The organism is Rhizobium mayense, assembly GCF_030272705.1.
Taxonomy (GTDB): Bacteria; Pseudomonadota; Alphaproteobacteria; order Rhizobiales; family Rhizobiaceae; genus Rhizobium; species Rhizobium mayense.
This window is the reverse complement of the sequence record NZ_JARFYM010000033.1, coordinates 42,745-69,116: the sequence shown is the minus strand read 5'-3', so window position 1 is coordinate 69,116 and position 26,372 is coordinate 42,745. Positions and strand designations below refer to the sequence as shown.

Annotated in this window: 21 protein-coding genes and 1 pseudogene; 16 read left to right on the top strand and 6 right to left on the bottom strand. The window is 61.3% G+C overall.

Annotated features, from left to right (window positions below; translation table 11 throughout):
* Positions 1-117: 117 nt before the first annotated feature.
* Both groL and groES read right to left on the bottom strand, forming a co-directional pair.
* Positions 118-1,688 (bottom strand): annotated as a pseudogene (gene groL, locus PY649_RS28105) (chaperonin GroEL).
* A 75-nt stretch (positions 1,689-1,763) separates the two neighbouring features.
* Positions 1,764-2,060, bottom strand: coding sequence for a co-chaperone GroES (gene groES / locus PY649_RS28100; RefSeq protein ID WP_004109735.1), 297 nt, complete (start codon positions 2,058-2,060; stop codon positions 1,764-1,766).
* Positions 2,061-2,442: 382 nt separating this feature from the next.
* Here groES and PY649_RS28095 point away from each other — a divergent pair, with 382 nt between their 5' ends.
* The 6 genes from PY649_RS28095 to PY649_RS28070 all read left to right on the top strand — a co-directional run bounded on the left by PY649_RS28095 (position 2,443) and on the right by PY649_RS28070 (position 10,040).
* On the top strand, positions 2,443-3,291 hold the full coding sequence (locus PY649_RS28095) for a TIGR01459 family HAD-type hydrolase (RefSeq protein WP_285872177.1): 849 nt from the start codon (positions 2,443-2,445) through the stop codon (positions 3,289-3,291).
* Positions 3,292-3,306: 15 nt separating this feature from the next.
* Positions 3,307-4,290, top strand: coding sequence for a bifunctional riboflavin kinase/FAD synthetase (locus PY649_RS28090; protein WP_285872176.1), 984 nt, complete (start codon positions 3,307-3,309; stop codon positions 4,288-4,290).
* 138 nt (positions 4,291-4,428) lie between these two features.
* Complete coding sequence (locus tag PY649_RS28085) at positions 4,429-4,626, top strand: DUF3311 domain-containing protein (protein ID WP_285872175.1); 198 nt, start codon at positions 4,429-4,431, stop codon at positions 4,624-4,626.
* Positions 4,616-6,091 (top strand): monocarboxylate uptake permease MctP, encoded by a 1,476-nt coding sequence (gene mctP / locus PY649_RS28080; RefSeq protein WP_285872174.1) that lies wholly within the window; start codon positions 4,616-4,618, stop codon positions 6,089-6,091. The genes PY649_RS28085 and mctP overlap by 11 nt, the downstream gene beginning before the upstream one ends.
* Before the next feature lie 296 nt (positions 6,092-6,387).
* Positions 6,388-9,270 (top strand): isoleucine--tRNA ligase, encoded by a 2,883-nt coding sequence (gene ileS / locus PY649_RS28075; RefSeq protein WP_285872173.1) that lies wholly within the window; start codon positions 6,388-6,390, stop codon positions 9,268-9,270.
* Positions 9,271-9,404: 134 nt separating this feature from the next.
* Entirely contained in the window at positions 9,405-10,040 is a 636-nt protein-coding gene (locus tag PY649_RS28070) for a hypothetical protein (protein ID WP_285872172.1), read from the top strand.
* A 39-nt stretch (positions 10,041-10,079) separates the two neighbouring features.
* Here the strand turns inward: PY649_RS28070 and PY649_RS28065 are convergent, their stop codons facing one another.
* A complete protein-coding gene (locus PY649_RS28065; RefSeq protein ID WP_285872171.1) occupies positions 10,080-10,538 on the bottom strand; it encodes a nucleoside deaminase in 459 nt (152 codons plus the stop codon).
* A gap of 72 nt (positions 10,539-10,610) precedes the next feature.
* Between PY649_RS28065 and PY649_RS28060 the strand changes: the two genes are divergently transcribed.
* From PY649_RS28060 to PY649_RS28050, 3 genes are all read left to right on the top strand, one after another.
* The gene (locus PY649_RS28060; protein WP_285872170.1) at positions 10,611-12,635 is read left to right on the top strand and encodes a pseudouridine synthase; all 2,025 of its coding nucleotides are present in this window, start codon (positions 10,611-10,613) and stop codon (positions 12,633-12,635) included.
* A 6-nt stretch (positions 12,636-12,641) separates the two neighbouring features.
* The gene (rsmD, locus tag PY649_RS28055) at positions 12,642-13,208 is read left to right on the top strand and encodes a 16S rRNA (guanine(966)-N(2))-methyltransferase RsmD (RefSeq protein ID WP_285872169.1); all 567 of its coding nucleotides are present in this window, start codon (positions 12,642-12,644) and stop codon (positions 13,206-13,208) included.
* Between the two features lie 131 nt (positions 13,209-13,339).
* Positions 13,340-14,206: a patatin-like phospholipase family protein gene (locus PY649_RS28050; protein ID WP_285872168.1), complete on the top strand. Its 867-nt coding sequence runs from the start codon at positions 13,340-13,342 to the stop codon at positions 14,204-14,206.
* Here PY649_RS28050 and PY649_RS28045 read toward each other — a convergent pair.
* Complete coding sequence (locus PY649_RS28045) at positions 14,203-16,023, bottom strand: monovalent cation:proton antiporter-2 (CPA2) family protein (RefSeq protein ID WP_285872167.1); 1,821 nt, start codon at positions 16,021-16,023, stop codon at positions 14,203-14,205. The genes PY649_RS28050 and PY649_RS28045 overlap by 4 nt on opposite strands.
* 149 nt (positions 16,024-16,172) lie before the next feature.
* Between PY649_RS28045 and PY649_RS28040 the strand changes: the two genes are divergently transcribed.
* The 6 genes from PY649_RS28040 (at position 16,173) to lpxK (ending at position 22,140) form a co-directional block, all read left to right on the top strand.
* Positions 16,173-17,522 carry a TldD/PmbA family protein gene (locus PY649_RS28040; protein WP_285872166.1) on the top strand — a complete coding sequence of 450 codons (1,350 nt, stop codon included), beginning with the start codon at positions 16,173-16,175 and terminating at the stop codon, positions 17,520-17,522.
* A 21-nt stretch (positions 17,523-17,543) separates the two neighbouring features.
* Positions 17,544-18,353 (top strand): 3'(2'),5'-bisphosphate nucleotidase CysQ, encoded by an 810-nt coding sequence (locus PY649_RS28035; RefSeq protein WP_285872165.1) that lies wholly within the window; start codon positions 17,544-17,546, stop codon positions 18,351-18,353.
* 61 nt (positions 18,354-18,414) lie between these two features.
* Positions 18,415-18,660, top strand: coding sequence for a DUF4170 domain-containing protein (locus tag PY649_RS28030; protein WP_285872164.1), 246 nt, complete (start codon positions 18,415-18,417; stop codon positions 18,658-18,660).
* A gap of 179 nt (positions 18,661-18,839) precedes the next feature.
* Positions 18,840-20,159, top strand: coding sequence for a lipid IV(A) 3-deoxy-D-manno-octulosonic acid transferase (gene waaA / locus PY649_RS28025; protein ID WP_285872163.1), 1,320 nt, complete (start codon positions 18,840-18,842; stop codon positions 20,157-20,159).
* A 13-nt stretch (positions 20,160-20,172) separates the two neighbouring features.
* Positions 20,173-20,901, top strand: coding sequence for an HAD family hydrolase (locus PY649_RS28020; RefSeq protein WP_285872161.1), 729 nt, complete (start codon positions 20,173-20,175; stop codon positions 20,899-20,901).
* 195 nt (positions 20,902-21,096) lie between these two features.
* A complete protein-coding gene (gene lpxK / locus PY649_RS28015) occupies positions 21,097-22,140 on the top strand; it encodes a tetraacyldisaccharide 4'-kinase (protein WP_285872160.1) in 1,044 nt (347 codons plus the stop codon).
* A gap of 12 nt (positions 22,141-22,152) precedes the next feature.
* Here the strand turns inward: lpxK and PY649_RS28010 are convergent, their stop codons facing one another.
* Complete coding sequence (locus PY649_RS28010; RefSeq protein ID WP_104822141.1) at positions 22,153-22,383, bottom strand: DUF2093 domain-containing protein; 231 nt, start codon at positions 22,381-22,383, stop codon at positions 22,153-22,155.
* Between the two features lie 83 nt (positions 22,384-22,466).
* On the bottom strand, positions 22,467-24,293 hold the full coding sequence (gene mutL / locus PY649_RS28005) for a DNA mismatch repair endonuclease MutL (RefSeq protein WP_285872159.1): 1,827 nt from the start codon (positions 24,291-24,293) through the stop codon (positions 22,467-22,469).
* 342 nt (positions 24,294-24,635) lie between these two features.
* On the opposite strand from mutL, the gene PY649_RS28000 reads away from it, so the two are divergent.
* Positions 24,636-26,369 (top strand): response regulator, encoded by a 1,734-nt coding sequence (locus tag PY649_RS28000; protein WP_285872158.1) that lies wholly within the window; start codon positions 24,636-24,638, stop codon positions 26,367-26,369.
* The last annotated feature ends 3 nt before the right edge of the window (positions 26,370-26,372 follow it).

Below are 26,372 nucleotides of genomic sequence, written 5' to 3'. Positions count from 1 at the left end.
AATCTTTTAAACCTTGCACTGCAGCGATACAGCGCAAAACGAAAAGGGCGGCCCAAGGGCCGCCCTTCGTCAATTCCGGATGTCGGATTGAACAGTCGTAATAAGGCAGACGCCTTATCACATCATGTCCATACCACCCATGCCGCCCATGCCGCCCGGCATGCCAGCCGGAGCGTCCTTCTTCGGCAGCTCGGCGATCATGGCTTCGGTCGTGATCAGCAGCGAAGCAACCGAAGCTGCGTCCTGCAGGGCGGTGCGAACAACCTTGACCGGGTCGACGATGCCCATGGAGATCATGTCGCCATAGACGCCCGTCTGAGCATTGTAGCCCCAGTTGTCTTCGTTCTTGTCGAGGATCTTGCCGACAACGATGGAGGCTTCATCACCAGCGTTTTCAGCGATCTGGCGGCAAGGAGCCTGCAGAGCGCGACGGATAATGTTGATGCCGGCTTCCTGGTCGTCGTTTTCACCCTTTGCGGTGATCTTGACGGAGGAACGCAGCAGAGCCGTGCCGCCGCCCGGTACGATGCCTTCCTGAACGGCAGCGCGCGTCGCGTTGAGAGCGTCGTCGATGCGGTCCTTCTTTTCCTTGACTTCGACTTCGGTCGAGCCGCCAACGCGGATGACGGCAACGCCGCCAGCGAGCTTGGCAAGGCGTTCCTGCAGCTTTTCGCGGTCATAATCGGAAGAGGTTTCTTCGATCTGAGCCTTGATCTGAGCTACGCGGCCTTCGATGTCGGACTTGGCGCCAGCGCCATCGACGATCGTGGTATTTTCCTTGGAGATCGAAACCTTCTTGGAACGGCCGAGCATGTCGAGGGTAACGGACTCGAGCTTGATGCCGAGGTCTTCGGAGATGACAGTGCCGCCCGTCAGGATGGCGATGTCTTCCAGCATGGCCTTGCGGCGATCGCCGAAGCCCGGAGCCTTGACGGCAGCAATCTTCAGACCACCGCGCAGCTTGTTGACGACGAGCGTTGCGAGAGCTTCGCCTTCGACGTCTTCAGCGATGATGAGGAGCGGCTTGCCAGTCTGAACGACGGCTTCGAGAACCGGCAGCATGGCCTGCAGGTTGGAGAGCTTCTTCTCGGGTAGCCACGGTCGAACTGCATGCCTTCGACGACTTCGAGTTCGGTTTCGGCGGTCTTGGCTTCTTCAACCGTGATGACGCCTTCGTTGCCGACCTTCTGCATGGCTTCAGCAATATCGAGACCGATCTGCTTTTCGCCGTTTGCGGAAATCGTGCCGACCTGGGCAACTTCTTCCGAAGTGTTGATCTTCTTGGCCTTGGCCTGGAGATCCTTGACGACTTCGGCAACAGCGAGGTCGATGCCGCGCTTCAGGTCCATCGGGTTCATGCCGGCAGCAACTGCCTTGGCGCCTTCGCGAACGATGGCCTGGGCGAGAACGGTTGCAGTCGTGGTGCCGTCGCCAGCGATGTCGTTGGTCTTCGAAGCAACTTCGCGGACCATCTGTGCGCCCATGTTTTCGAACTTGTCTTCGAGTTCGATTTCCTTGGCGACGGTAACGCCGTCCTTGGTGATGCGCGGAGCGCCGAAGGACTTGTCGATGACGACGTTACGACCCTTCGGGCCGAGCGTCACCTTCACTGCGTCGGCGAGGATGTCGACGCCACGAAGCATCTTTTCGCGAGCGCCGCGGCCGAATTTTACTTCTTTAGCTGCCATGTTTGAAACTCCTGAATTCGCGTTGTCCGGGTTTATGGCCCGTCAGCTTTATCGGAAAAGGGGAAACCGGCTGGATTAGCCGATGATGCCCATGATGTCGGCTTCCTTCATGATCAGAAGGTCTTCGCCGTTGAGCTTGACTTCGGTGCCGGACCACTTGCCGAACAGAACGCGATCGCCAACCTTGACGTCGAGTGCTACGACCTTGCCGGATTCATCGCGGGCGCCAGAGCCGACGGCGACGATTTCGCCTTCCTGCGGCTTTTCCTTGGCGGTGTCGGGAATGATGATGCCACCCTTGGTCTTTTCTTCCGACTCGACGCGACGAACGACGACACGGTCATGAAGGGGGCGGAAATTGGTGCTTGCCATTGTCTAATCCCTCGATCAAATGACATTCACGGATCAACGGGGATCCGTATGGGGCTTGTTAGCACTCTGCATTGGCGAGTGCTAGCGGACGGTGATTTAGGATTGGGCGTCAAACGAGTCAAGAACGACATCGTGAAATTTTTACGGCATGTCGGGCTTGTTTCGAGGATGATTAACAGCGCCGATCGTGCCGCTACGGTGAGTAACTCCTATAGTGCCGCTGAAACCAGCATTAATTTTGCCTCCGATTTTGCCGTTCGCCCTGTTCAGCCTCGGCCTTTTGCCTGTGCCTTGTGCGGCGCAAAAACCTTTGGCCACGCTCTTGTAATTTGCCGGCCGGTTTGCGATGTCACCCGCTGATTTCTTTGAATGCGAGGATGGCATGGGCAAGCGTATCGAAAGCTTTCGCGAGATCGGCGGACATTATGATGTCGCGCTCTGCGATGTCTGGGGCGTCCTGCACAACGGCGTCTCCGCCTATAAGGAAGCGTCGATCGCGCTCGAAGCCGCACGCGGCCAAGGACTGACCGTCGTCCTCATCACCAATTCTCCCCGCATCGCACCGAAAGTGGTCGAGCAATTGCGCCAGATCGGCGTTCCCGACAGCGCTTATGACCGCATCGTCACCTCTGGCGACGTCACCCGCCGTCTGATAGCCGAAGGCCCGAAGAAGGTGTTTCTGCTCGGTCCCGAACGCGACATCGCCATCATTGAGGGGTTGGATGTCGAGCGTGTTGAGGCCGAAGAGGCCGAGAGCATCGTCTGTACCGGCTTCTTCGATGACGAGACCGAAACGCCCGATGATTACACCGACATGCTGACAGCCTGGTCGGCCCGCAAGGTGCCGCTGATTTGCGCCAATCCCGATCTCGTCGTCGAGCGTGGCCACCGCATGATCCCCTGCGCCGGCGCCATGGCCGCTTATTACGATCGGCTCGGTGGCGAGACGCGGATTGCCGGCAAGCCGCATCAGCCGATCTACGACGCCTCGATCGCCGCCGCCCGCGACGTGCGCGGCGAATTCCCTCTGTCGCGCGTTGTCGCCATCGGGGACGGCATGCCGACCGATGTGCGTGGCGCGCTCGATTACGGTCTCGATCTTCTTTATATCAGCCATGGTATCCATGCCCGCGAATATGTCGTAGAGGGTCACACCGATGAGGCAGCGCTTGGCGCCTTTCTGGCACGCGAACAGGCGTCGCCGAAGTGGTGGATGCCGCGCCTTGTCTGACGAGAGTGGTAGCCGATGACCGTTTTCCATCGCAATGAGACCCGCGAGCCGCTGCCGGACAATCTGAAAGGCGGCGTCATCGCCATCGGTAATTTCGACGGCGTGCATCGCGGCCATCAATCCGTGCTCGATCGCGCGCTGGAGATTGCCAGGGAGCGCGGTATACCGGCGCTCGTACTGACCTTCGAGCCGCATCCGCGGACCGTCTTCAGGCCTGATCACCCGGTTTTCCGACTGACGCCGGCGCCGTTGAAGGCGCGTATCCTGGAAGTGATCGGCTTCAACGCCGTTATCGAATATCCCTTCGATCGGGCCTTTTCGCAGCGTTCCGCCGATGAATTCGTCCACTCCATACTGATCGACTGGCTGCATGCTTCCGAAGTCGTCACCGGCTTCGATTTCCATTTCGGCCATGACCGCCAGGGCGGTCCGGCTTTCCTGATGAATGCCGGCAGCAAGAATGGTTTCGGCGTAACCTTGATCGATGCCTATCGCGACGAGAATGCCGAAGTGGTCTCGTCGAGCCGCATCCGGGAACTGCTGGTGCAAGGCGAGGTGGCGGAGGCCGCCGGTCTGCTCGGCTATCGCTACACCGTCGAGGCGGAAGTGATCGGTGGTGAAAAACTCGGCCGCTCGCTCGGTTTCCCGACCGCCAACATGCAGCTGCCGCCGGAAACCGAGCTGAGGGCCGGTATCTACGCTGTGCGGTTCCGTACCGTCGATGGCGTCATTCGCGATGCCGTCGCCAGCTATGGCCGGCGCCCGACAGTGACAGACAACGGCGCGCCGCTGCTCGAAACCTTCGTTTTCGACTTCAGCGGCGACCTCTACGGTCAGATCTGCTCCGTCTCCTTTTTCGGCTACCTCCGGCCCGAATTGAAGTTCGACGGTCTCGACCCGTTGGTGGCGCAGATCAGAAAGGATGAGGAGGAGGCGAGGGCGCTGCTCACAGGCGTACGGCCACTAGGGGATATCGACCTGTTCATCGCCTTTTCTTGATGCTGCTCAAGGAGTTGTGCGGAGAGGACGTGCCGCACTGCAGCATCTTTTTTGCCTTGAGCCGACTACCAGATGAGCTAGTTCTTATAGGTGATGAGGTGCGGATTCGCCGCGCCCAATCTCCGAAAGGCGCACGAAATGGATAAAGGCTTTGGAACGGCGGCCTGCTGGCTGCTCGTCATTCCCTATATCGGCTTGCTCTGGGTCCCCTTCTACAACCATCATGACCCGGTCCTTCTGGGCTTTCCCTTCTTTTATTGGTATCAGCTCGCCTGGGTGCCGATCACCGCTTTCCTGACCTGGATCGCCTATCGGAGCATGCGCCATGACGACTGAGACCGACCCTGCCGCGCTTGCCGTCTTCATCTTCTTTTTCGTGCTCGTCACCGTCATGGGTTTTGTCGCCGCGCGCTGGCGCAGGCCGAAGACCCTTGCCCGTATCGACGAATGGGGCCTGGGCGGACGTAGCTTCGGCACCTGGATTACCTGGTTCCTCGTTGGTGGCGACTTCTACACCGCCTATACGGTGATTGCCGTTCCTGCCCTGGTCTACACGGTCGGCGCATATGGCTTCTTTGCTCTGCCCTATACGATCATCGTCTATCCCTTCGTCTTTATGGTCATGCCGCTTCTCTGGAAGCGCGCAAAGGACAATGGTTACGTGACGGCGGGCGATGTCGTGCACGGCCAATACGGTTCGCGGGCTCTCGAATTGGCCGTAGCGATCACCGGCGTCATCGCGACCATGCCGTACATCGCGCTGCAGCTTGTCGGCATGACGGCAGTCTTCAAGGCACTGGGACTGCAAGGCGAGATCCCTCTCGCCGCCTCCTTCATCATCCTGGCGCTCTATACCTATTCGGCGGGCCTTCGCGCGCCGGCGTTGATCGCCTTCGTCAAGGACGTCATGATCTATATCGTGGTGATTGCCGCTGTCGCGCTCATCCCCGCAAAGCTCGGCGGTTACGCCAATGTGTTCGCCTCGGCCGATGCTGCATTCCAGGCGAAGGGGTCCGGCGGTCTGTTGCTGGCCGGCAACCAATACGTCGCCTATGCGACGCTGGCGTTGGGCTCGGCACTCGCCGCCTTCATGTATCCGCATACTTTGACTGGTATCTTCGCGTCGAACAGCGGCAGGACCATTCGCAAGAATGCTGCATTGCTGCCGGCCTATACGCTACTGCTCGGCCTGCTGGCGCTGCTCGGCTATATGGGCCATGCGGCCGGCCTGAAACTCGATAGCCCCAATGATGTCGTGCCGGCCCTGTTCAAGACACTGTTCTCGGGCTGGTTCGCCGGTTTCGCCTTCGCGGCGATTGCGATCGGCGCGCTGGTACCTGCGGCGGTGATGAGCATCGGCGCGGCCAATCTCTTCACCCGCAATTTCTGGAGAGCCTATATCAACCCTGAGGTCAGCGAAGCGGGCGAGGCCAAAGTGGCCAAGGTGACGTCGCTCATCGTCAAGATCGGCGCGCTGCTCGTCATCCTGTTCCTGCCGACGCAGTTCGCGCTCGATCTTCAATTGCTGGGCGGCATCTGGATCATGCAGACGCTGCCAGCATTGGTCTTCGGCCTCTATTCCAACTGGTTCCGTGGGCCTGCCCTGCTCGTCGGTTGGTTCGTTGGCTTCTTTGGCGGTACCTACCTCGTCTGGATCAATGGGCTAAAGCCGCTGCAGGCAATCAGCCTTGGTGGAGCGCCGTTTACGGTCTACATCGGCTTGCTGGCGCTGATCGCCAATATCGTCGCCGCCGTGATCGTGAACGCCGTCACGCCGGCACGAGCGACGGCGCAGGCCTGACTAGACCGCCTTCGATCGGCCGCTGGCGGAAACGTCCGCGGCTTTTCTATGCCTTGCAGCGGCTGATCCCTCTTCCTTTCCATGCAAAAAGCGCCTATGAACCGCCAACTATGACCCAATTTCGGCTGAGCCCATCGATACGAATTATTGGCCCGGCCTTCCGCGCGCTTTAAGCTGCCGGAAGGTCCGGGTTTTTGGCGCCTGTTCCCGAGGCGCTTTCCGCCGCCGAAAAATCCCTATATGGCTGCGCCTTTCCGGCGCAAAACGCCCGAGACGCCGAGGCAATTGTCAGAACAATGACCGATACCGCTGAAAAGATCGACTATTCGAAGACCCTTTACCTGCCCGAGACCGACTTTCCGATGCGCGCTGGCCTGCCGCAGAAGGAGCCGGAGCTGGTCAGGCGCTGGCAGGAGATGGACCTCTATAAGAAACTCCGCGCTTCCGCCGCCGGCCGCGAAAAATTCGTGCTGCATGACGGCCCGCCCTATGCCAACGGCAACATCCACATCGGCCACGCGCTGAACAAGATCCTGAAGGACGTCATCACCCGCTCGTTCCAGATGCGCGGCTATGACAGCAATTATGTTCCGGGTTGGGACTGCCACGGTTTGCCGATCGAATGGAAGATCGAAGAAAAATACCGCGAGAAGGGCAAGAACAAGGACGAGGTGCCGGTCAACGAATTCCGCCAGGAATGCCGTGACTTTGCTGCCGGCTGGATCAAGATCCAGTCCGAGGAGTTCAAGCGCCTCGGCATCGCGGGCGATTTCGACAATCCCTATCTGACGATGAACTTCCACGCGGAGTCCCGCATCGCCGGCGAACTCCTGAAGATCGCCCGCAGCGGCCAGCTCTATCGCGGCTCCAAGCCGATCATGTGGTCGGTTGTCGAGCGCACGGCGCTGGCGGAAGCCGAAGTCGAATATGCCGATGTCGAGAGCGACACGATCTGGGTGAAGTTCCCCGTCGCCGAAGGTCCGGCCGCGCTCGCCGGTGCCTTCGTCGTCATCTGGACCACGACGCCCTGGACGATCCCCGGCAACCGGGCGATCTCCTATTCGTCGCGGGTTTCCTACGGCCTTTTCGAAGTGACGGAAGCCGCCAATGATTTCGGCCCGCGTCCGGGCGAAAAGCTGATCTTTGCCGATAAGCTTGCGGAGGAGTCCTTTGCCAAGGCGAAGCTGCAGTACAAGCGCCTGCGCGACGTGACCGCCGACGATCTGACAGCACTCACCTGCGCGCATCCGCTGGCGTCGCTCGGCTACGACTTCAAGGTCCCGTTGCTGGACGGCGATCACGTGACCGACGATGCCGGTACCGGTTTCGTGCACACCGCGCCCAGCCACGGCCGCGAGGACTTTGACGCCTGGACGACCCATGCCCGCCAGCTTGAAGCGCGTGGGATCTCTACCCGCATCCCGTTCCCGGTCGATGACGCCGGCTTCTACACCGCCGATGCCCCCGGCTTCGAGGGCGGCCGTGTCATGGACGACAATGGCAAGAAGGGCAATGCCAACGAGATCGTCACCAAGGCCCTGATCGAGACGAACACGCTCTTCGCCCGTGGACGGCTGAAGCATTCCTATCCGCATTCCTGGCGCTCGAAGAAGCCGGTGATCTTCCGCAACACGCCGCAATGGTTCGTCTACATGGACAAGGACTTCGCGGATGGCACGACGCTGCGCTCGCGCGCCTTGAAGGCGATCGACGATACGCGTTTTGTGCCCGCAGCCGGTCAGAACCGCTTGCGCGCCATGATTGAACAGCGCCCGGACTGGGTTCTGTCGCGCCAGCGCGCCTGGGGCGTGCCGATCTGCATCTTCGTCGATGAAGAGGGCCAGATCCTGCAGGACGATGGCGTCAACGCCCGCATTCTCGAAGCCTTCGAGAAGGAAGGTGCCGATGCCTGGTTCGCCGAAGGCGCGCGTGAGCGCTTCCTTGGCGAAAAGGCCAATGAGCCGTGGACGCAGATCATGGACATCCTCGATGTCTGGTTCGATTCGGGCTCGACCCACACCTTCACGCTGGAAGACCGTCCGGACCTGAAGTGGCCGGCGGACGTCTATCTCGAAGGCTCGGACCAGCACCGCGGCTGGTTCCACTCGTCGCTGCTCGAAAGTGCGGCGACGCGCGGTCGTGCGCCATATAATGCCGTCATCACCCATGGCTTCACCATGGATGAGAAGGGCGAGAAGATGTCGAAGTCCAAGGGCAACGTCGTTGCACCTCAGGACGTCATGAAGGATGCCGGCGCCGATATCCTGCGCCTCTGGGTCATGACCACGGACTATTGGGAAGACCAGCGCCTTGGCAAGGCCATCATCCAGACCAATGTCGATGCCTATCGCAAGCTGCGCAACACGATCCGCTGGATGCTCGGCACCCTGGCGCATGACAAGGGCGAAGTGATCGCCCATGCCGACATGCCGGAGCTGGAGCAGCTGATGCTGCATCGCCTCGCCGAACTCGACGAGCTCGTTCGCGAAAGCTACGATGCCTTCGATTTCAAGCGCATTGCCCGCGCCCTCATCGATTTCGCCAATGTCGAGCTTTCGGCCTTCTATTTCGATGTCCGCAAGGACGCGCTCTATTGCGATGCGCCGTCGAGCCTGCGCCGCCGCTCGTCGCTCGCCGTCATCCGCACGATCTTCGATTGTATGGTGACCTGGCTGGCGCCGATGCTGCCGTTCACGACGGAAGAAGCCTGGCTGTCGCGCAACCCTTCGGCGGTCTCCGTCCATCTCGAACAGTTTCCCGCCGTGCCCGCGGAATGGAAGAACGAGACCCTGGCCGAGAAATGGAAGAGGATCCGCGCCGTGCGTAGCGTCGTCACCGGCGCGCTCGAAATCGAGCGCAAGGACAAGCGTATCGGCTCCTCGCTGGAAGCCGCGCCGGTGGTCTATATCGCCGATCCGGAGCTGCTGAAGGTGTTGGAAGGCCAGGATTTCTCGGAAATCTGCATCACCTCCGACATCACCATTCGTGGTGGCGAAGGCCCAGCCGATGCCTTCCGTCAGGACGACGCCGCCAAGGTGAGTGTCGTGCCGAAGCCGGCAGAAGGCCGCAAGTGCGCGCGCTCCTGGCGCATCACCACCGACGTCGGCTCCGATCCGGAATATCCCGACGTATCGGCGCGCGATGCGGCAGCCTTGCACGAGTTGATGGCTGTCAACTGAAGAAAATTACCGGATGAATTGCCTTTGCGGCATTCATCCGGTAAAAGCTGCCTGAAAATGGCCCGATTTTTGCGGCAGTTGGCATGGATTGGGGTTCTGCGATAGTTGTACCGGCATGGCTGGGAAGGGTATTCATGAGAGCGATGCATAGGTTTCGTGTCGGCGTCAGCTTGACGGCACTCGTGGTTGGCTGCGGTCTGATGGCCGGCTGCATGAGCAGCCCGCGCTACGGTACGGACAAGACCGCCGGCGAACAGCTCTTCGACGATCTCAGCGACATCGCTTCCGTTTCGGCCGCGACGCCGAAGGACAAGGGTGTAAAGTATCCGAACCGGCCCGGCCTGGTTCTTCCCGCTGATCAGAACAGGCAGGACCTGACCTCGCCGCAACAATCGCTGGCAAGCAAGGATAATCCGGCCTGGGTGGAATCACCGGAAGAAGCGCGTAAGCGCCTGGCCGACGAAGCCGATCAGAACAAGAACGATGTCAATTATCGCTCGCCGCTCGCCCAGGCGGATAGTGGCCGCAATCGCGTGACCGAGGCGCAGCAGACGGCCGCCTATCGCGCCGCACGCCAGGATCAGGCCGGCACCTATATCGATCAGCGCCGTTACCTGATCGATCCGCCGCAGCAATACCGCCAAGTCTCCGACCAGGCTGCGCTGAACGATCTCGGCACGCCCGAAAGCAAGAAGGAAAAGCAGCGGAAGAAGGACGCCGAGGCTGCGCAGCAGTCCAGCAACAGCAGCTGGTGGAAGCCTTTCCAATAAGCCTTTTCTAGCGGAAGCGGCGGTCAAATCCGCCGCTTTTTAGTCTTCCATGCGCTTTTGCAGGAAGAATTCCCTGAGAATGTCAGCCGCATCCTGTTCGGCCATGCCCGAATAGACCTCCGGCGCGTGATGGCAGGTCGGCTGGCGATAGAAGCGCACGCCATTATCCACGCCGCCGCCTTTTGGATCTTCAGCGCCGTAGTAGAGGCGGCGGATGCGGGCAAACGAGATGGCGGCGGCGCACATGGTGCATGGCTCCAGCGTCACATAGAGATCGGCGCCCGCCAGCCGCTCTTGGCCGAGCGCCTCGCATGCCATGCGGATTACAGTGATTTCGGCATGCGCGGTGACATCGTTGAGTTCACGGGTGCAGTTGCCGGCCTTGGCGATGACGGTGTTGTCGAGCACGAGGACGGCTCCGATAGGTACTTCACCACGCGCTTTGGCGGTCTGCGCTTCGGCGAGCGCCAGCTCCATGAAGTGATTTGTCTGCACCATTTAAGATTTTCCACTTAACCGCGGGGGCGTGACCTGATAGGAACACGCCTTAAAAATTCAGGCAAACAACAAATGACAATGAATGACAAGCCCAAGCGGCCTGGGTCCAAACCCTTTACCCGCGACGTCAAGACGAAGCCGGCGAAGACACGCGACGACGCCAAGCCGATGAAGGCTGCGTCCGCCAAGGCGACGGCAGAGACAGAAGGCGGAGATGGAAAGGCCGAGCGCATTTCCAAGGTGATGGCGCGCGCGGGCGTAGCGTCGCGCCGCGACATCGAACGCATGATCATGGACGGCCGCGTAAAGCTGAACGGCGTGCTGCTGGATACGCCAGTCGTCAATGTGACTTTGACCGACAAGATCGAAGTGGACGGCGTGCCGATCCGCGGTATCGAGCGCACGCGTCTGTGGCTTTATCACAAGCCGGCGGGCTTGGTGACCACCAATGCCGATCCGGAAGGACGTCCGACCGTCTTCGACAATCTGCCGGAAGAGCTGCCGCGAGTGATGTCGATCGGCCGTCTCGACATCAACACCGAAGGCCTGCTTCTGCTCACCAATGACGGCGGCCTTGCCCGTGTTCTGGAACTGCCGACCACCGGCTGGCTGCGCCGCTATCGCGTCCGCGCCCATGGCGAGATCGATCAAGAGGCCTTGGACAAGCTGAAGGAAGGCATTGCCGTCGATGGTGTGCTCTATGGCTCCATCGAGGCGACGCTCGACCGCACGCAAGGGTCCAACGTTTGGATTACCATGGGTCTGCGTGAAGGCAAGAACCGCGAAATCAAGAATGTGCTCGGCGCCCTCGGCCTCGAGGTCAACCGCCTGATCCGTATATCCTACGGCCCGTTCCAGCTCGGCGAGCTGCCGGAGGGCCGGGTGCTGGAAGTGCGCGGCCGCACGCTGCGTGATCAGCTCGGCCCCCGTCTGGTCGAAGACGCAAAGGCGAATTTCGACGCGCCGCTTTACAATACCTCGGCCGCTGCCGCCGACGATGAGATCGACGCCAAGCCGGCACGTGCCGCGAAAGAGGAGCGCCCGCGGCGCGAGCGGCCCGAGGATAAGCGCGAGCGGGCTCTGAGCCGCCTCGACACCAAGCGCGATGATCATCGCGAAGGCGGCCGCCGCGCGGACGACCGTCGGGAAAGTGCTCGCCACGGAGAAGACGACCGTCCGAAGCGACAGCCCCTCGGCCCGCGCCGCAGCGCCAACGTTTGGATGGCGCCCGGTGCCCGGCCGCTCGGCGAAAAGGCTGCGCTGAAGGCTGCCAAGAATGCGAGGACTGCTGCCAAGCGCGGCGAGACCGAGCGCCCGCAGCGCAGCGGCTTCGACCGCCCGGATGAAGGCCCGCGCGTTCGCGTCAATCGCGTCGACGAGGCGGACGGCGAGTGGATTCGCTCGAGCGAGGTTACGCCGCGCAAGTCTCGCGGCGATGACGAGGGTTTCGACCGCAAGCGCTCCCGAGGAGATCGTCCATTTGGCGATCGTCCCCGTGGAGATCAGCCGCAGGGCGATCGTCCCGCTCGTGGGGATCGTCCATTCGGTGACCGTCCCCGCGGCGATCGACCGTTTAGCGATCGTCCCCGCGGCGATCGAGCGTTTAGCGATCGTCCGCGTGGCGAACGTGGTTCGCGCACTGAAGGCGGCGACCGCCCCCGTACGAAATCCTTCCAGGGCGAAGCCCGCTCCGAGCGGCCCCGAGGCGAGCGCCCATTCGGTGATCGTCCGCCGCGCGGTGACAAGCCTTTCGGCAGCAAGCCCCGTGGCGATCGTCCGTATGGCGACCGGCGGCCGCGCGCTGAGGGAGATGAGCGTCCGCGCGCCAGGTCTTTCGATGGCGAGCAACGTTCCGAACGCCCCCGCAGCGACCGTCCGCAAGGCGAGCGTTCCTATGGCGAACGCCCGGCGGGCAAGCCCGCCGGCAAGAAACCGGGTGGCAAGTCCTTTGGCGGCAAGCCGGGTGGAAAGCCCGGTGGGGCACGCGGTTTCTCGGGCAAGCCCGGCGGAGCTGGTCGCCCATCCGGTGGTCCTGGCCGCGGTGGCCCAAATCGCGGCGGTTCCGGCAGGGGTGGCCCAAAGGGCGGAAGGGGTTGATGCGCGGTGCGGATCGTCGGCGGTGAGTTTCGCGGTCGGTCGCTTGCGGTGCCGAAGTCGAACGACATTCGTCCGACGGCGGACCGCACGCGCGAGAGCCTGTTCAATATCGTGAGCCATGCCTATCCCGAGGTCGTCGACGGCACGCGGATGATGGACGTTTTTGCCGGCACCGGCGCCGTTGGCCTGGAGGCTGCCTCCCGCGGCTGCCGTCATGTTCTATTCGTTGAAAGCAGCGTCGAGGGCCGTGGCCTGCTTTGGGAAAATATCGACGCGCTCGGCCTGCACGGCCGCACGCGCATCCTGAGGCGCGACGCCACCGATCTCGGCAGCGTCGGCAATCTGGAGCCCTTCGATTTTCTCTTCGCCGATCCGCCCTATGGCAAAGGTTTGGGCGAGAAAGCCTTCGCGGCTGCCGCAGCCGGCGGCTGGCTTGTGCCGGGAGCCTTGGCTATTCTCGAGGAGCGCGCCGACGTCACCGTTGCCGTTGCGCCGGATTTTCTCTTCCTTGAAGAGCGGACTTTCGGCGATAGCAAAATGCATTTCTTCCGTTATCAACCTCGGCAGGACTAGAGCGGGATGCCGAAAAGTGTGTGCGGTTTTCGGGCGACATCCCGCTCTAACTTTTTGATTTAGAGACGGATTCAGATTTCAGGTCGATTCGACCTGAAATCATCCGGCTCTAGCGGCGGAGGAAGAGAAATATGGGCGACTATGCCGATTTTGTTGGGAGCGATTATCCGCTCGCGACATCCAGCACGCCGAGTGTTGCGGTCGCCTTCGGTTGCGGCGGCGCGCGTGGACTTGCCCATATCCACATCATCGAAGCCTTGGACGAGCTTGGCATTCGCCCGGTCGCGATCGCCGGCGCCTCCATCGGCTCGATCATGGGCGCAGCGATGGCAGCCGGCATGAGCGGTGCGGAAATCCGTGATTACACGCTCGCCACGGTCGGCAACCGCCCGGCTGTGCTGAACAAGATCTGGAGCCTCAGGCCCGCGAACATGCGCAGCTTCCGGATTGGCCAGTTCAATCTCGAACGCATCCTGCGCGCTTTCATGCCTTCAACCTTTCCGCAGGATTTCTCCGAACTGCACATCCCGCTGAAGGTCGTAACGACGGACTACTACGATCAGGCGGAAGTCGTCACCGAAAAAGGCGAGCTTTTCCCGGTGCTTGCGGCCTCCGCGGCCATCCCCGCCGTCTTCATGCCGGTCAAGGTCGGTGAACGCGTGATGATCGACGGCGGCATCATGAATCCGGTCCCCTACGAGCACCTGGCCGGGCTTGCCGATATCGTCATCGGCATCGACGTCGTCGGCGGACCGGAAGGCGACGGCGCCCATATTCCGAACCGCATCGAGAGCCTGTTCGGCGCCGGCCAACTGACGATGCAGTCCAACATCGCCCTGAAGCTGCGGCTGCTGGCGCCGCAAATCTTCTTGAGGCCGTCCATCGGCCGCACTGGCGTGCTCGATTTCCTGAAGGCCCGCGAAATCCTCGCAATGTCCGCAGGCGTCAAGGACGAGCTCAAATTTGCCCTCGACCGTGTGATAACCGCGAAGAACTAAGCCCGTTCCGGTTCCTCTTCCGGCAAGGCAGAGAGATCGTCGTCGTCGCTGAAAACGTCGGCGCTGCGCTTCGGTTTGATCAGCGGTTCCGGCTTGACCGGTCGTGAATAGAGCATGTCGCGGCCGGCCTGCAGCCCTTGGCTCGTCTGCAGCACCAGCCGTTGTTCGTCGCGCTTGCGGATATCTTCGCCGATCTCGAAGGCTTCGGTCTCGCCGACGCCGAGGGCTTCCAAAGTACGGCGGCCGAAGAGCAGGCCAGATTCCAAGGTTTCGCGCAACTCATAATCGACACCCTTGTTGCGCAGTTCGATCGAGTGAACGCGGTCGTAGGAGCGGACGAAAATGCGGGCGTGTGGATAGTCCGTCTGCACCAGCTCGACGATCTTGTCGGTGATTTCGCGCTGATGCGTGCAGACGACGACGACCTTGGCGCGGTCGATGCCGGCCGAGCGCAACACATCCTTGCGGGTGCCGTCGCCGAAATAGATGCGGAAGCCGAAGTTGGAGGCCTGACGGATACGATCGGCGGAAAAGTCGATGACGGTGACGTCGCGGCCGCCGGCAAGCAGGATCTGCGCGGCGATCTGGCCGAAACGCGAGAACCCGATCATCAGCACGTCGGAACCCGCGCCCTCGAAATCCTCGTCCAACTCCTCATGCGCGTCGCCGGTCAGAAGACGTTTCGAAAGTGCCACACCCAACGGGGTTAGCGCCATGGAGAGCGTTACGATCGCGATCAGCAGTGATGCCGTGCTTCCAGGGAACAGCCCGCCGCTGATGGCAGCCGCGCTGAACAGCACGAATCCGAATTCACCGCCTTGGGGTAGCAGGAAGGCGATACGGATAGCGTCGTTATGCGAGGAGCCGGTCACGCGGCAGAGCGCATAGATAATCACGCCCTTGATGACCATGACCACCGGCACAGCGAGCACGATCAGCACCCAATTGTCGACAATAACGTCCAGCTTCAGCGACAGGCCGACGGCGATGAAGAATATGGCGAGAAGCACGCCGCGGAAGGGCTCGATATCCGCCTCCAGCTCATGGCGATAGGACGATTCCGCCAGCATCACGCCGGAGAGGAAGGCCCCCATTGCCATGGAGAGGCCGGCAAGCTGCATCAACGTCGCCGATCCCATGACGACGAGCAGGGCGGCGGCGATCATCGCCTCACGTGCGCCGGTCCGAGCGATGACCTGGAACAGCGGCGTCAGCAGGTAACGTCCGGCAACGATCATCGCCGCGACGGCGCCGACGGCGACGGCAAGGTCCAAGATCGGGTTGGAAGCCTGCGTCGGTCCGCCGAGAACCGTGACCAGGGCGAGCAACGGTACGATCGCCAGGTCCTGCAACAGCAGCATCGAGAAGGAACGCTGTCCGTATTTCGTATTGACGTCGCCGTCCTGCTCCAGGATCTGCATGGCAAATGCTGTCGAAGACAGCGCCAGGCCAAAGCCAACGATGATGCTGCCGCGCCAGCCGGCGATGCCTGCGAAATCGGCGGCGAGCGTCAGTGCCAGTCCGCACAAGATTACCTGCGCCGTGCCGAGACCGAAAATGTCGCGTCGCATCTGCCACAGCCGCGACGGCTTCAGCTCCAGGCCGATAATGAACAGCAGGAAAACAACACCGAGTTCGGCGACGGCAAGCACGGATTCGCCATCGCCGATGCTGTGCAGTATCGGGCCGATGACGACGCCGGCGGCGAGATAGCCGAGCACGGTGCCGAGCCCCAATTTCTTGAAAATTGGTGCCGTGACGACGGCGCCTCCGAGCAGCATCAGGGTTTCGGTAAAGAGAGCATTAGGCGCGGACATCGTCTGTTTCTTTCTTTGGGCAGGCGGTGTTGCAGCGCATAGTCGTCAGAAACGACCATGCGTGAAGACATTCGGACAAGAATCGGCGTAGCCGCCCTTGATGCTTTATGTAGTGCACAATAAATGGAACGCGAAGGAAAGGCCAAATCATGTCCTCAGAAATCGATTCCGCCACTCTGCTTTCCCGTGCCAGCCAGTTGATCGACCTCGCCCGGAAAGCCGGCGCGGATGCGGCCGATGCCGTCGTCGTGCGCTCGCGGGCCCAATCCGTCAGCGTTCGCCTCGGCAAGGTCGAGGGCACAGAATCCTCCGAAAGCGATGATTTTTCGCTGAGGGTATTTGTCGGCAACCGTGTCGCCAACGTCTCGGCCAATCCCGGTTTCGATCTGCAGGCGCTTGCCGAGCGGGCGGTCGCCATGGCCAGGGTCTCGCCGGAAGATCCGTTCGCCTGCCTTGCCGACGAAGCCGATCTCGCCAAGACCTACCCCGATCTCGAACTTTTCGACCCGACCGAGGTCTCGTCGGTTCAATTGCGCGATGCGGCCCTTGCGATGGAAGAGGCAGCACTCGCCGTCCCCGGCGTCAGCAATTCCTCGGGCGCGGGTGCATCCGCCGGTATGGGGGGCATGGTGCTCGTGACGTCACATGGTTTTGCCGGTCACTATATGGGCTCACGCTTCGGCCGCTCCGTCAGCGTCATCGCCGGCGAGGGCACCGGCATGGAGCGGGATTACGATTTCGACAGCCGCCTCTATTTCGCCGAGCTGGACGCCGCCGAGGACATCGGCCGCCGCGCTGGCGAGCGGGTGGTCAAGCGGGTCAATCCGCGTCAGGTTCCGACCGGAAAGGATCTGACCGTCGTTTTCGATCCGCGCGTGGCGCGCGGCTTCGTCGGGCATATCGCGGGGGCCATCAATGGTGCGTCCGTCGCACGCAAGACCAGTTTCCTGCGCGACAAGATGGGCCAGAAGGTGCTGAAGGCCGGCCTGTCGATCACGGATGATCCCTTGATCGTGCGCGGCCCCGCGTCGCGGCCCTTCGACGGCGAAGGCGTTTCGGGCAAGCGGCTGGTGATGATCGAGGACGGCGTGCTGAAGCATTGGTTCCTGTCCACGTCGACGGCGCGTGAAATCGGCGGTGTCAGGACCAACGGCCGGGGATCGCGCGGCGGCACGGCCGTTTCTCCGTCCTCTACCAACCTGGCGCTGGAGCCGGGCGATATGTCGCCGGAAGAGCTGATCCGCAATGTCGGCAACGGCTTTTACGTCACCGAGCTGATCGGCCAGGGCGTCAATATGATCACCGGCGAATACAGCCGTGGCGCCACCGGTTTCTGGATCGAGAACGGCGAGCTGACTTTCCCGGTTTCGGAGGTGACGATCGCCTCCAATCTCAAGGACATGTTCATGCGCGTGACGCCGGCAAACGATATCGACCGCAATTTCGGCGTCGCGGCTCCGACGCTCGCCATCGAGGGCATGACGCTCGCTGGGCGCTGAGTCGGAGATTGGAATTTCGGAATGAGCGATAGAGACGTAGTCGGCCAATTGAGCGATCTCGAATTGATCGTTGAAGCGGCGCGCCAGGCCGGCGAAATCGCTCTGGGTTATTTCCGGCAATCGCCTGAGGTCTGGTGGAAAAACGAGGGCCGCTCCCCTGTCAGCGCCGCCGATTTCGCGGCCAACGAAAAGCTCGCCGCTATCCTGCGTCCCGCACGACCGGATTACGGCTGGCTTTCGGAAGAGACCGACGACGATGCGGCGCGGCTGTCGCATGGCACCCTCTTCGTTGTCGATCCGATCGACGGCACGCGCGGGTTTCTGTCGGGACTCGAGCTGTGGTGTGTCAGTGCCGCAGTGGTGACCGATGGGCGCCCGACCGCGGGCGTACTCTATGCGCCGGCGCTCAACGAGTTGTTCGTTGCGACGGCCGACGGCCCGGCGCTGAAGAACGGCGAGCCGATCACGGTTTCAGCCAGGCCGGATCATGATACCTGTAGGCTTGCCACCGCAGAGGACATGCTGAACGGATTTGAAGGGGATTTCCGCAAGACGATCGAGCGGGTGAAGCATGTGCCGTCGCTCGCCCTTCGCCTTGCCATGGTCGCCGACGGCCGGCTGGAAGGGACGATCGTCAAGCGCAATTCCCACGACTGGGATCTTGCCGCCGCTGACCTCATTCTGGAGCGGGCGGGCGGGGCGCTGGTCGATCTCTCGGGTCATCCGCTCACCTATAATCGCGCCGATGTCTCGCATGGCGAACTCTGCGGCGCGCCAGTGGCGCGGCTGCCGGAATTCCTGCGCCAACTCGCCCACAGACGAGACAGTTGACCTTTTGGTCAAAATCCCGCACAGGAAGAGAAGAGGGGGACGACAGCAGAAAGAGACGAAAATGACTGATACCAGCGGCAAAAAGCAGCTATTGCACCTCGTATTCGGCGGGGAATTGGAAAACCTCGAGGAAGTACAGTTCCGCAATCTGAACGAACTCGATATTGTCGGCATGTATCCCGACTATGCGAGCGCGCTGATTGCCTGGAAGTCGAAGGCGCAGCAGACCGTCGATAATGCCCATATGCGGTATTTCATCGTCCATCTGCATCGTTTGCTTGATCCGCGGGACAAGGCTTCCTCGTAAAGCCGCGTCCGCTTCATTTTACATTTGATATTCCCGTCCGGATGGGCGTTGTCGTTTTCAATCCGGCTATGGCGCGGTATTTTTGACGCAATCAGAACGAAGAATCGGCCGATCTTTCGGCCGTGAGACAAGTAGGACTTGGCATCGATGACGATCAGCTTGGATCGGAGGCAATCGAGATGAGCAGCCTCAGGGCGCGCCTCACTTTGGGTGCTTACCGCCTCGGTGGGATTGCGATCTATCCCCTCATCGGGCCTTATCTCGCCGTCCGCGCCGCCAAGGGCAAGGAGGACCGTTCCCGTCGGCTGGAGCGTTTCGGCTACGCCAGCGCCAATCGCCCGCAGGGACCACTCGTCTGGATTCATGCCGCAAGTGTCGGCGAGACTTCGGCGGTCGTTCCGCTGATCCGAGAAATCCGCCGCCGCGACATCCACGTCATTCTCACCACGGGAACCATCACCTCGGCCAAAGTGACGCAGGAGCGGCTCGGCGACGAAGTCATCCACCAATATGTGCCGCTCGACGTGAAGCCAGCCATCAGCCGTTTCCTCGATTATTGGCAGCCCGATTGCACCATCATCGCCGAATCCGAGATCTGGCCGATGACCATCATGGAGCTTGGCCGCCGGCGCATCCCGCAGATCCTCGTCAACGCCCGTTTATCGGATCGCTCTTTTGCTCGTTGGGGCAGGCATCCTTCGCTCTCGGAAGCGCTGTTCGAAAGTCTTGCGCTGGTCGTCGCCCAGTCCGATCTCGATGCCGAGCGCTATCGCGATCTCGGTGCGCGGCAGGTAATCAAATCCGGCAATCTCAAGGTGGATACCGACGCGCCGCCCTACGATGCGCCGACCCTTGCCCGTTACATGAAGCAGATCGGCGACCGCAAAACCTGGGCCGCCGTCTCGACCTTCGAGGGTGAGGAAGGTGCCGCTGCTGTCGTCCATAAGACGCTGAAAGAGCATAACGGCCAGTTGACCATGATCGTGCCGCGCCATCCCGAGCGCTGCGACGCGATTGAGGCGTTGCTCGTCGAACAGGGACTGAAAGTCGCGCGCCGCACCCGCAACGATATCCTGTCGCCCGATGTCGATGTATTCCTCGGCGATACGATCGGCGAGATGGGGCTTTATCTGCGGATGACCGACGTTGCCTTCATGGGCAAGTCGCTGTTCAACGAAGGCGGACAGAATCCGCTCGAGCCGGCCATGCTCGGTTGCGCGATCCTGTCGGGCGGCCACGTCCAGAATTTCCGCGATGCCTACCAGTTACTCGCCCGCCGCGGCAGCGCCCGCATGGTGCGCGATACCGAGATGCTGGCGAGGGGTGTGCATTACCTGCTGACCAACGATGCGGCGCGGCGCGGCATGATCGACGCCGGCTACGTCGCCGTGCACGAGATGCGCGGAGCGCTCGCGGCGACCGTCAAGGGGTTGGAGCCCTACATCAACCCGCTGACGGTGAAGGCCCGGTTGCTGCCGAAGATGAGCGCGCAGGGATAAAGGGGAGTACTCCATGACGGCAATTAAGCTGGGTACGATCGCGGGCATTCTCTTCGACAAGGACGGCACGCTGCTCGACTATGATGAGAGCTGGCTGCCGGTCAATCGCGAGCTTGCCGGCATTGCCGCCCAGGGAGATGCCGCACTTGCCGATCAGCTGCTTCTGGCTTGTGGCATGGACCCGGTCACCGGCCATATCGTGCCCGACAGCCTGCTCGCCGCCGGCAATACCCGCCAGATTTCCGAGGGCCTCGTTGCTGCCGGCTCCAGGATGGATGTGACCGAGCTGACGGAAAAGCTCGATGCGTTATTTTCCCTTGCGGCGGACTTCTCCGCGCCGGTCACGGATCTCGGCGCCTTCTTCCGCCGCCTTCACGCGCGGGGCTACCGGCTCGGCGTTGCCTCCAGCGACAATGAGCGCTCCATCCGCCAGACGGCGCGCCGTTTTGGTTTCCTCGATTATCTTGATTACATCGCCGGTTACGACAGCGGCTTCGGAACCAAGCCGGAGCCTGGGATGGTGCTCGGCTTCTGCGAAGCGACGGGCCTTTCCCCCGCGCAAATCGCCGTCGTCGGCGACAACAATCATGACCTGCACATGGCACATAATGCCGGTGCAGGCCTGAGGGTCGGCGTACTGACCGGCACCGGATCACGTGAATCGCTCGCGGCCGCTTCCGATTACTGCCTGAACGACATCACGGAATTGGAAAGCCTGCTGCCCGTTGCTCAGACGGTGTGACCAAGGCAAAGGCTTGCTTTTTCATCCGATCTGCCCTTTCTTGCCGCCTTACTAGAGCAATTTCAGGAAAAGTGCGCGGCGGTTTTCCGTCCGGAATTGCGAAAGAACAAAAGATGGAGCGGTTCTTAGATTCAATGAAAAGCTGAACGCTCCAGGATCTTATGGGCAACAGCCGGCGCGAGGCGGGATTAGACTATGGTATCGGAAGCACCGCCTTTCTGGTGGCGGAAGCCGGATTGGCGCGCTTGGGGGCTTTCGCCCTTTTCCTTTCTGTACGGCCGCGTTGCCGGGCATCGCATGCTGCACGGTCGTCGCGCCTCCGTTCCGGTGCCGGTCATCTGTGTTGGCAATTTCACGGTGGGTGGCGCCGGCAAGACGCCGACGGCACTGGCGCTTGCCCGTGTCGCCAAGGCAAAGGGATTGAAGCCGGGCTTCCTCAGCCGCGGCTATGGCGGTTCGCTCGACGTGACGACCGTCGTCGATCCGCATCACCATCATGCCACCGCCGTCGGCGACGAGCCGCTGCTACTCGCTCGCGAGGCATTGACTGTAATCTCGCGCCGACGCTTCGAGGGGGCGCAGCGGCTGGTGCACGAGGGTGCCGACCTCATCATCATGGATGACGGCTTTCAGAGCGCGCAACTTGCCATCGATTACGCCTTGGTCGTCATCGACGCCACAAGAGGCATCGGCAACGGCTATCTCGTTCCCAGCGGACCGGTGCGCGCGCCGTTGCGGACACAGTTGCGCTATGCCTCGGCGCTGCTGAAGGTCGGCGAAGGCAATGCGGCCGATCGGATCGTGCGCATGGCGGCGAGGGCCGGGAAGCCATTCTTCGCCGCGTCGGTCAAGGTGCGCGGGCAGGAGGATTTGCACGGCCGAAACGTGCTTGCCTTCGCAGGTATTGCCGATCCCACCAAATTCTTCCGCACGGTCGAGTCCCTGGGGGCCAATATCGCTGTTAGCCGTACCTTTGGCGATCACGAACATCCGGGCGAGGACGATATAGCCGACATTCTCGATATCGCCGCCCGCGAGAGCCTGGAGATCGTCACCACCTCCAAGGACTATGTCCGCTTGATCGGCCATCACGGCCGTGCCGACGAGCTGCTGGAAGCCTGCCGCGTCATCGAGATCGACATGGTCTTCGATGATCACCGCGCGCCGGGCCTGATCATCGACCGGGCAATCGCAGCCGCCCGCGAACGGCGGTTGCGGGAAGGACAGAAAGCAAAATAGGAATTGCGGTCGTCAGCGCTTCTGGTTCGGGAGCGCGCCGGCGCGTTTTTCGGCTTCCAGCGACGATATCACGTCGGCATAGGGCTCCTGCCGGGCGACGCTCCAGTAGCGCAGCTCATCGAGCGCGATGTGCTTGCCGGTCATGGCGCAGACGACATAGGAACCGGGCATGAGGATTTGGAAATCGCCGTCGAGATAGCGAATCTTCGCCTCGCGGTTTCCATGTCCCTCAAAAAGATTCATCTGATGCCGTCCTCAATCTTTGTCATCTGTTTGCCATACCCCGGCAAGCTGGACTTTTCCAGTTCTTTCGACCGTATCTGCTGTCAGCTCCGTCCGAACAGCCGTTCAATATCCGAAAGCTTCAATTCTATATAGGTAGGCCGGCCGTGATTGCACTGGCCCGAGCCGGGCGTTGCCTCCATTTGACGCAGCAGCGCGTTCATTTCCTCTGGCCTCAGCCGTCGGCCAGAGCGCACCGAGCCGTGGCAAGCCATTGTGGCTGCGACATATTCCAACTTGGCGGCAAGGCCGGAAGCTGTGTCCCACTCGGCGATCTCGTCGGCCAATTGCCGGACAAGCCCTTGCGCATCCACTTCGCCGAGCATCGCCGGCGTCTCGCGCACCGCAATCGCGCCAGGACCGAAACGCTCGATCGCAAGGCCGAGTTCGGCAAGCTCGTCGGCAAATACCATCAGCCGGTCGCAATCCTCCTCCGACAGATCGACGATCTCGGGGATCAACAGGACCTGAGAAGACAGCCGCTTCGAATGCAGGGCTTTGCGCATTTCTTCGAACACCAGCCGCTCATGCGCCGCGTGCTGGTCGACGATGACGAGGCCGTCGTCGGTCTGTGCGACGATGTAGTTCTCATGCAGTTGGGCACGCGCTGCGCCCAGGGGAAACCGAGCGGGTTCCTCCATGCGTACAGGCTCGATTGGCGTGGCGGTTTCGGCGCGGGCCGTCGGCACGGCGAGGCCGTCGAAGGCGGCCTGGGGTCGCTCGCCAAAACCATATCCGTTCGTCGAGGGCTGATAGGGCCGCGATAGCGAAGCCTCGGGTGTCCATGGTGCGGTTGGTGCTGAAGGTCGCCACGCGGGCTGGAAACCGGAACCGCCGGGGCTGAACGCGCGAAGCATGCCGTCGGCGCCCGTCGTTGCGGCACGATCGCCCTCGCGCGCCAGGGCCTCGCGGATCGCGCCGATAATCAGGCCGCGCACGAGCCCGGGATCGCGGAAACGGACATCGGATTTCGCCGGATGCACGTTGACGTCGACAAAGGCGGGGTCGAGCGTGATGGAGAGGACGGCAACGGGATAGCGCCCGGAGGGTATCGTCTCGGCATAGGCGCCACGGATCGCCGACAGGATCAGCTTATCCTGCACTGGCCTGCCGTTTACGAAGGCATATTGATGCGCCGAGTTGCCGCGATTGAAAGTCGGCACGCCGGCAAAGCCGGTCAGGCTCACATCCTCCCGTACGGCGTCGAGTTCGATGGCATTATCCTTGAACTCGTTGCCGAGCACCTGCGCCATGCGGGCGAGATGATCATCGCCGGTGGCGGGAAATTCCAGGGTCGCGCGGTCGCTGCCGGACAGCACGAAACGCACGCGTGGGAAAGCGATCGCCATGCGCTTGACGATTTCGGTGATCGCCGCAGCCTCGGCCTTCTCGGTCTTCAGGAATTTCAGCCGCGCCGGCGTCGCGAAGAACAGGTCACGCACCTCGACGATCGTGCCAGGATTGGCAGCCACAGGGCGCAGGTGCAGCACCCTGCCGCCGGAGACCGCAATTTCGGCGCCACCATCGCTGCCGGGTCTCCGGCTGGCGATCGACAGCTTGGCCACCGAGCCGATCGACGGCAGGGCTTCGCCGCGGAAACCGAGGGTGCGGATATCCTCCAGCGTATCGGAAATCTTCGAGGTGCAATGCCGCCTGACGGCCAGTTCCAGATCCGCCTGCGCCATACCAGAACCGTTGTCGCTGACCCTCAGCAGCGCTTTGCCGCCCCCGGCCGTCGCGATTTCGATGCGCGTCGCGCCGGCGTCCAGCGCGTTTTCGATCAGCTCCTTGGCAGCGCTTGCCGGCCGCTCGATGACTTCGCCGGCGGCGATTTGGTTGATCAGGGTTTCGGAGAGTTGCTTGATGGCCATGTCGTCATTTTCGTGGATTCGCGGCGAGGTGGAAAGAGAAAACACAGTCTGCCTTTCGTCATCCACCCAATTCAGGCGAGAGCTTGATTAGAAATTTAATCAATGTTTAAGGGAATAATGACAGGTTGCATTCACAGAACTTGAAATGATTGCAGGTGGCGCGCTTTTGCACGTTAACGGCTTTTGGCGGCAGGCTGGTGACCGTCATATCCATGAGCCGACTTCCGCCTGTTTCAAGTGTTCAGGCCAGCATGATATCTTCATAAATTTGCCTTGAGAGCTATCTCCACCGCTCTCAACCTTAGCGTGCCGTGATATCGGATAGATGTAGGAATCGGACGAATGACTGCCGAGATTGATAAGGCAGCTTTTGCAGCAATTACGGAAGATGTTCCGTCTGACGGCAATCTGCAGGCGGCCCTGTTCGATGCTGTCTGTGATGGGCTCTCCAGCGCCTTCCTTATCTACGACAAGAACGATCTACTGCTGTTTGCCAGTCGTCAGGTCCTGAATTTTTTCCCGATCCCGCCGCAATTCCTGCAACCGTCAACACGGCTGCGCGATTTTCTCGGCGCTGTCTTTGATACCGGCGTCCGGCATCGCGATGTCCATACGAACTCGGCGGCAACGCGTGACGATTGGGTCTCACAGCGGATTGCCAGGCATTGGCGCGAGCGTTTCGAGGCGACGGAGCGATTGGGTGAGGATCGTTGGGTTCGCTTCGTCAAGCGCCGGCTGCCCTCGGGGTTCGGCGTCTGCATCCTCTCGGATATTTCGGAGGTGAAGAAGCGGGAGGAGCAGTGGCGCCTCGACATGGAGCGGGTGCAGCTTACGGAAGATATTCTCGACAACCTGCCATTTCCGCTCTTCGTCAAGGACCGCAACATGGTCTATGTCGCGGTCAACAAAGCGTTCTGCGACAAATATCAGACCTCGGCGGATGAGGTGTTGGGCCGTAAGGGTGTCGACCTCTTCTCCACAGACGTTGCCAACCGCTTCGAGGAGAGCGACCGGCATGTCATGGAGACCGGCGAAATGTCCATCTCGCGCCAGCGGCAGATTTCCCGCGATGGCGTCGAGCGCGAAGTGGTCACCAGGAAACAGCGCATAGGCAAGCCTGGCCGCTATTTCCTCGTTGCCACCATGCAGGATCTGCCGAAAGAGGGCGCGGATTTCGATGAGTTCGCTCTTGCCTCGCAGATCAAGGAGAACAACGACCGGTCCTATCGGCGCGCCTATGTGCCGATAACAGCACTTCAGACTGCCTCGCGCCGACCGCACGCCATGGAGACGTTTGTTCCCGAGAATTTCTCCGGTCGCAAGATCCTTGTGGTTACGGGCGATCTTGCTGCTGAATCGGCGGCATTGAAGATGCTTGCCAAATATGGCTTTGAGGCTTGTTCGGTTCACAACGAAAGCGAGGAGGCGGCATTCCTGGATGTCGCAAGCTCCCTCGGCATCAAGATTGATCTCGTCATCGTCGACAACCAGCTTGGCAAACGCGGCCTGGAACTGGCCGAGCGGCAGAATGTACCGGCGTTGTTGCTGGACGGCTCGCAGCTCGCCACCGAACTGACTTTCTTGATCGCTCGGCATTTCAACCGCAACATCCGCGGCAAGGCCGGCGAGCTTGCTGAAGGCGGAGCGGAGGATTGGCAGATCGCAACCCGCGGCGAGGATCGTGGTTTCCAGATCCTGGTTGCAGAAGACAATGACATCAATCAGATCGTCTTTTCGCAGATATTGGAGGGGCTCGGCTATCGTTACGTGATTGCCGCCAGCGGCGACGAAGCGGTGCGACTGTGGGGCGAGCATCGCCCCGAGCTGATCCTGATGGATATCTCCCTGCCGGGTCTCAACGGTTTCGAAGCCGCAAGGCTGATCCGCCGTACAGAAAACGGCAGCGGAGCGCGCACCCCGATCATCGGCGTGCTCACCCAGGCTTTCGAGCGTGACCGCAACCAGTGCGTCGACGCCGGCATGGACGATGTCATCATGAAGCCTGTCAGCCCGGATATTCTTGAGACTGTATTTCAGAAATACATGCGCGGCAGCCGTAAAGCGCAAATTAAGTAAGTC

Excerpts from the sequence above, each read along its gene's own strand:
- PY649_RS28085 (WP_285872175.1), top strand. The coding sequence starts at position 4,429 with ATGGATAAAGGCTTTGGAACGGCGGCCTGCTGGCTGCTCGTCATTCCC.
- PY649_RS28035 (WP_285872165.1), top strand. The coding sequence starts at position 17,544 with ATGAGCGATAGAGACGTAGTCGGCCAATTGAGCGATCTCGAATTGATC.
- PY649_RS28060 (WP_285872170.1), top strand. The coding sequence starts at position 10,611 with ATGACAATGAATGACAAGCCCAAGCGGCCTGGGTCCAAACCCTTTACC.
- PY649_RS28045 (WP_285872167.1), bottom strand. The coding sequence starts at position 16,023 with ATGTCCGCGCCTAATGCTCTCTTTACCGAAACCCTGATGCTGCTCGGA.
- mctP (WP_285872174.1), top strand. The coding sequence starts at position 4,616 with ATGACGACTGAGACCGACCCTGCCGCGCTTGCCGTCTTCATCTTCTTT.
- PY649_RS28065 (WP_285872171.1), bottom strand. The coding sequence starts at position 10,538 with ATGGTGCAGACAAATCACTTCATGGAGCTGGCGCTCGCCGAAGCGCAG.
- lpxK (WP_285872160.1), top strand. The coding sequence starts at position 21,097 with ATGGTATCGGAAGCACCGCCTTTCTGGTGGCGGAAGCCGGATTGGCGC.
- mutL (WP_285872159.1), bottom strand. The coding sequence starts at position 24,293 with ATGGCCATCAAGCAACTCTCCGAAACCCTGATCAACCAAATCGCCGCC.
- PY649_RS28090 (WP_285872176.1), top strand. The coding sequence starts at position 3,307 with ATGACCGTTTTCCATCGCAATGAGACCCGCGAGCCGCTGCCGGACAAT.
- PY649_RS28000 (WP_285872158.1), top strand. The coding sequence starts at position 24,636 with ATGACTGCCGAGATTGATAAGGCAGCTTTTGCAGCAATTACGGAAGAT.
- waaA (WP_285872163.1), top strand. The coding sequence starts at position 18,840 with ATGAGCAGCCTCAGGGCGCGCCTCACTTTGGGTGCTTACCGCCTCGGT.
- PY649_RS28050 (WP_285872168.1), top strand. The coding sequence starts at position 13,340 with ATGGGCGACTATGCCGATTTTGTTGGGAGCGATTATCCGCTCGCGACA.
- PY649_RS28030 (WP_285872164.1), top strand. The coding sequence starts at position 18,415 with ATGACTGATACCAGCGGCAAAAAGCAGCTATTGCACCTCGTATTCGGC.
- groES (WP_004109735.1), bottom strand. The coding sequence starts at position 2,060 with ATGGCAAGCACCAATTTCCGCCCCCTTCATGACCGTGTCGTCGTTCGT.
- PY649_RS28095 (WP_285872177.1), top strand. The coding sequence starts at position 2,443 with ATGGGCAAGCGTATCGAAAGCTTTCGCGAGATCGGCGGACATTATGAT.
- ileS (WP_285872173.1), top strand. The coding sequence starts at position 6,388 with ATGACCGATACCGCTGAAAAGATCGACTATTCGAAGACCCTTTACCTG.
- PY649_RS28020 (WP_285872161.1), top strand. The coding sequence starts at position 20,173 with ATGACGGCAATTAAGCTGGGTACGATCGCGGGCATTCTCTTCGACAAG.
- PY649_RS28070 (WP_285872172.1), top strand. The coding sequence starts at position 9,405 with ATGAGAGCGATGCATAGGTTTCGTGTCGGCGTCAGCTTGACGGCACTC.
- PY649_RS28040 (WP_285872166.1), top strand. The coding sequence starts at position 16,173 with ATGTCCTCAGAAATCGATTCCGCCACTCTGCTTTCCCGTGCCAGCCAG.
- PY649_RS28010 (WP_104822141.1), bottom strand. The coding sequence starts at position 22,383 with ATGAATCTTTTTGAGGGACATGGAAACCGCGAGGCGAAGATTCGCTAT.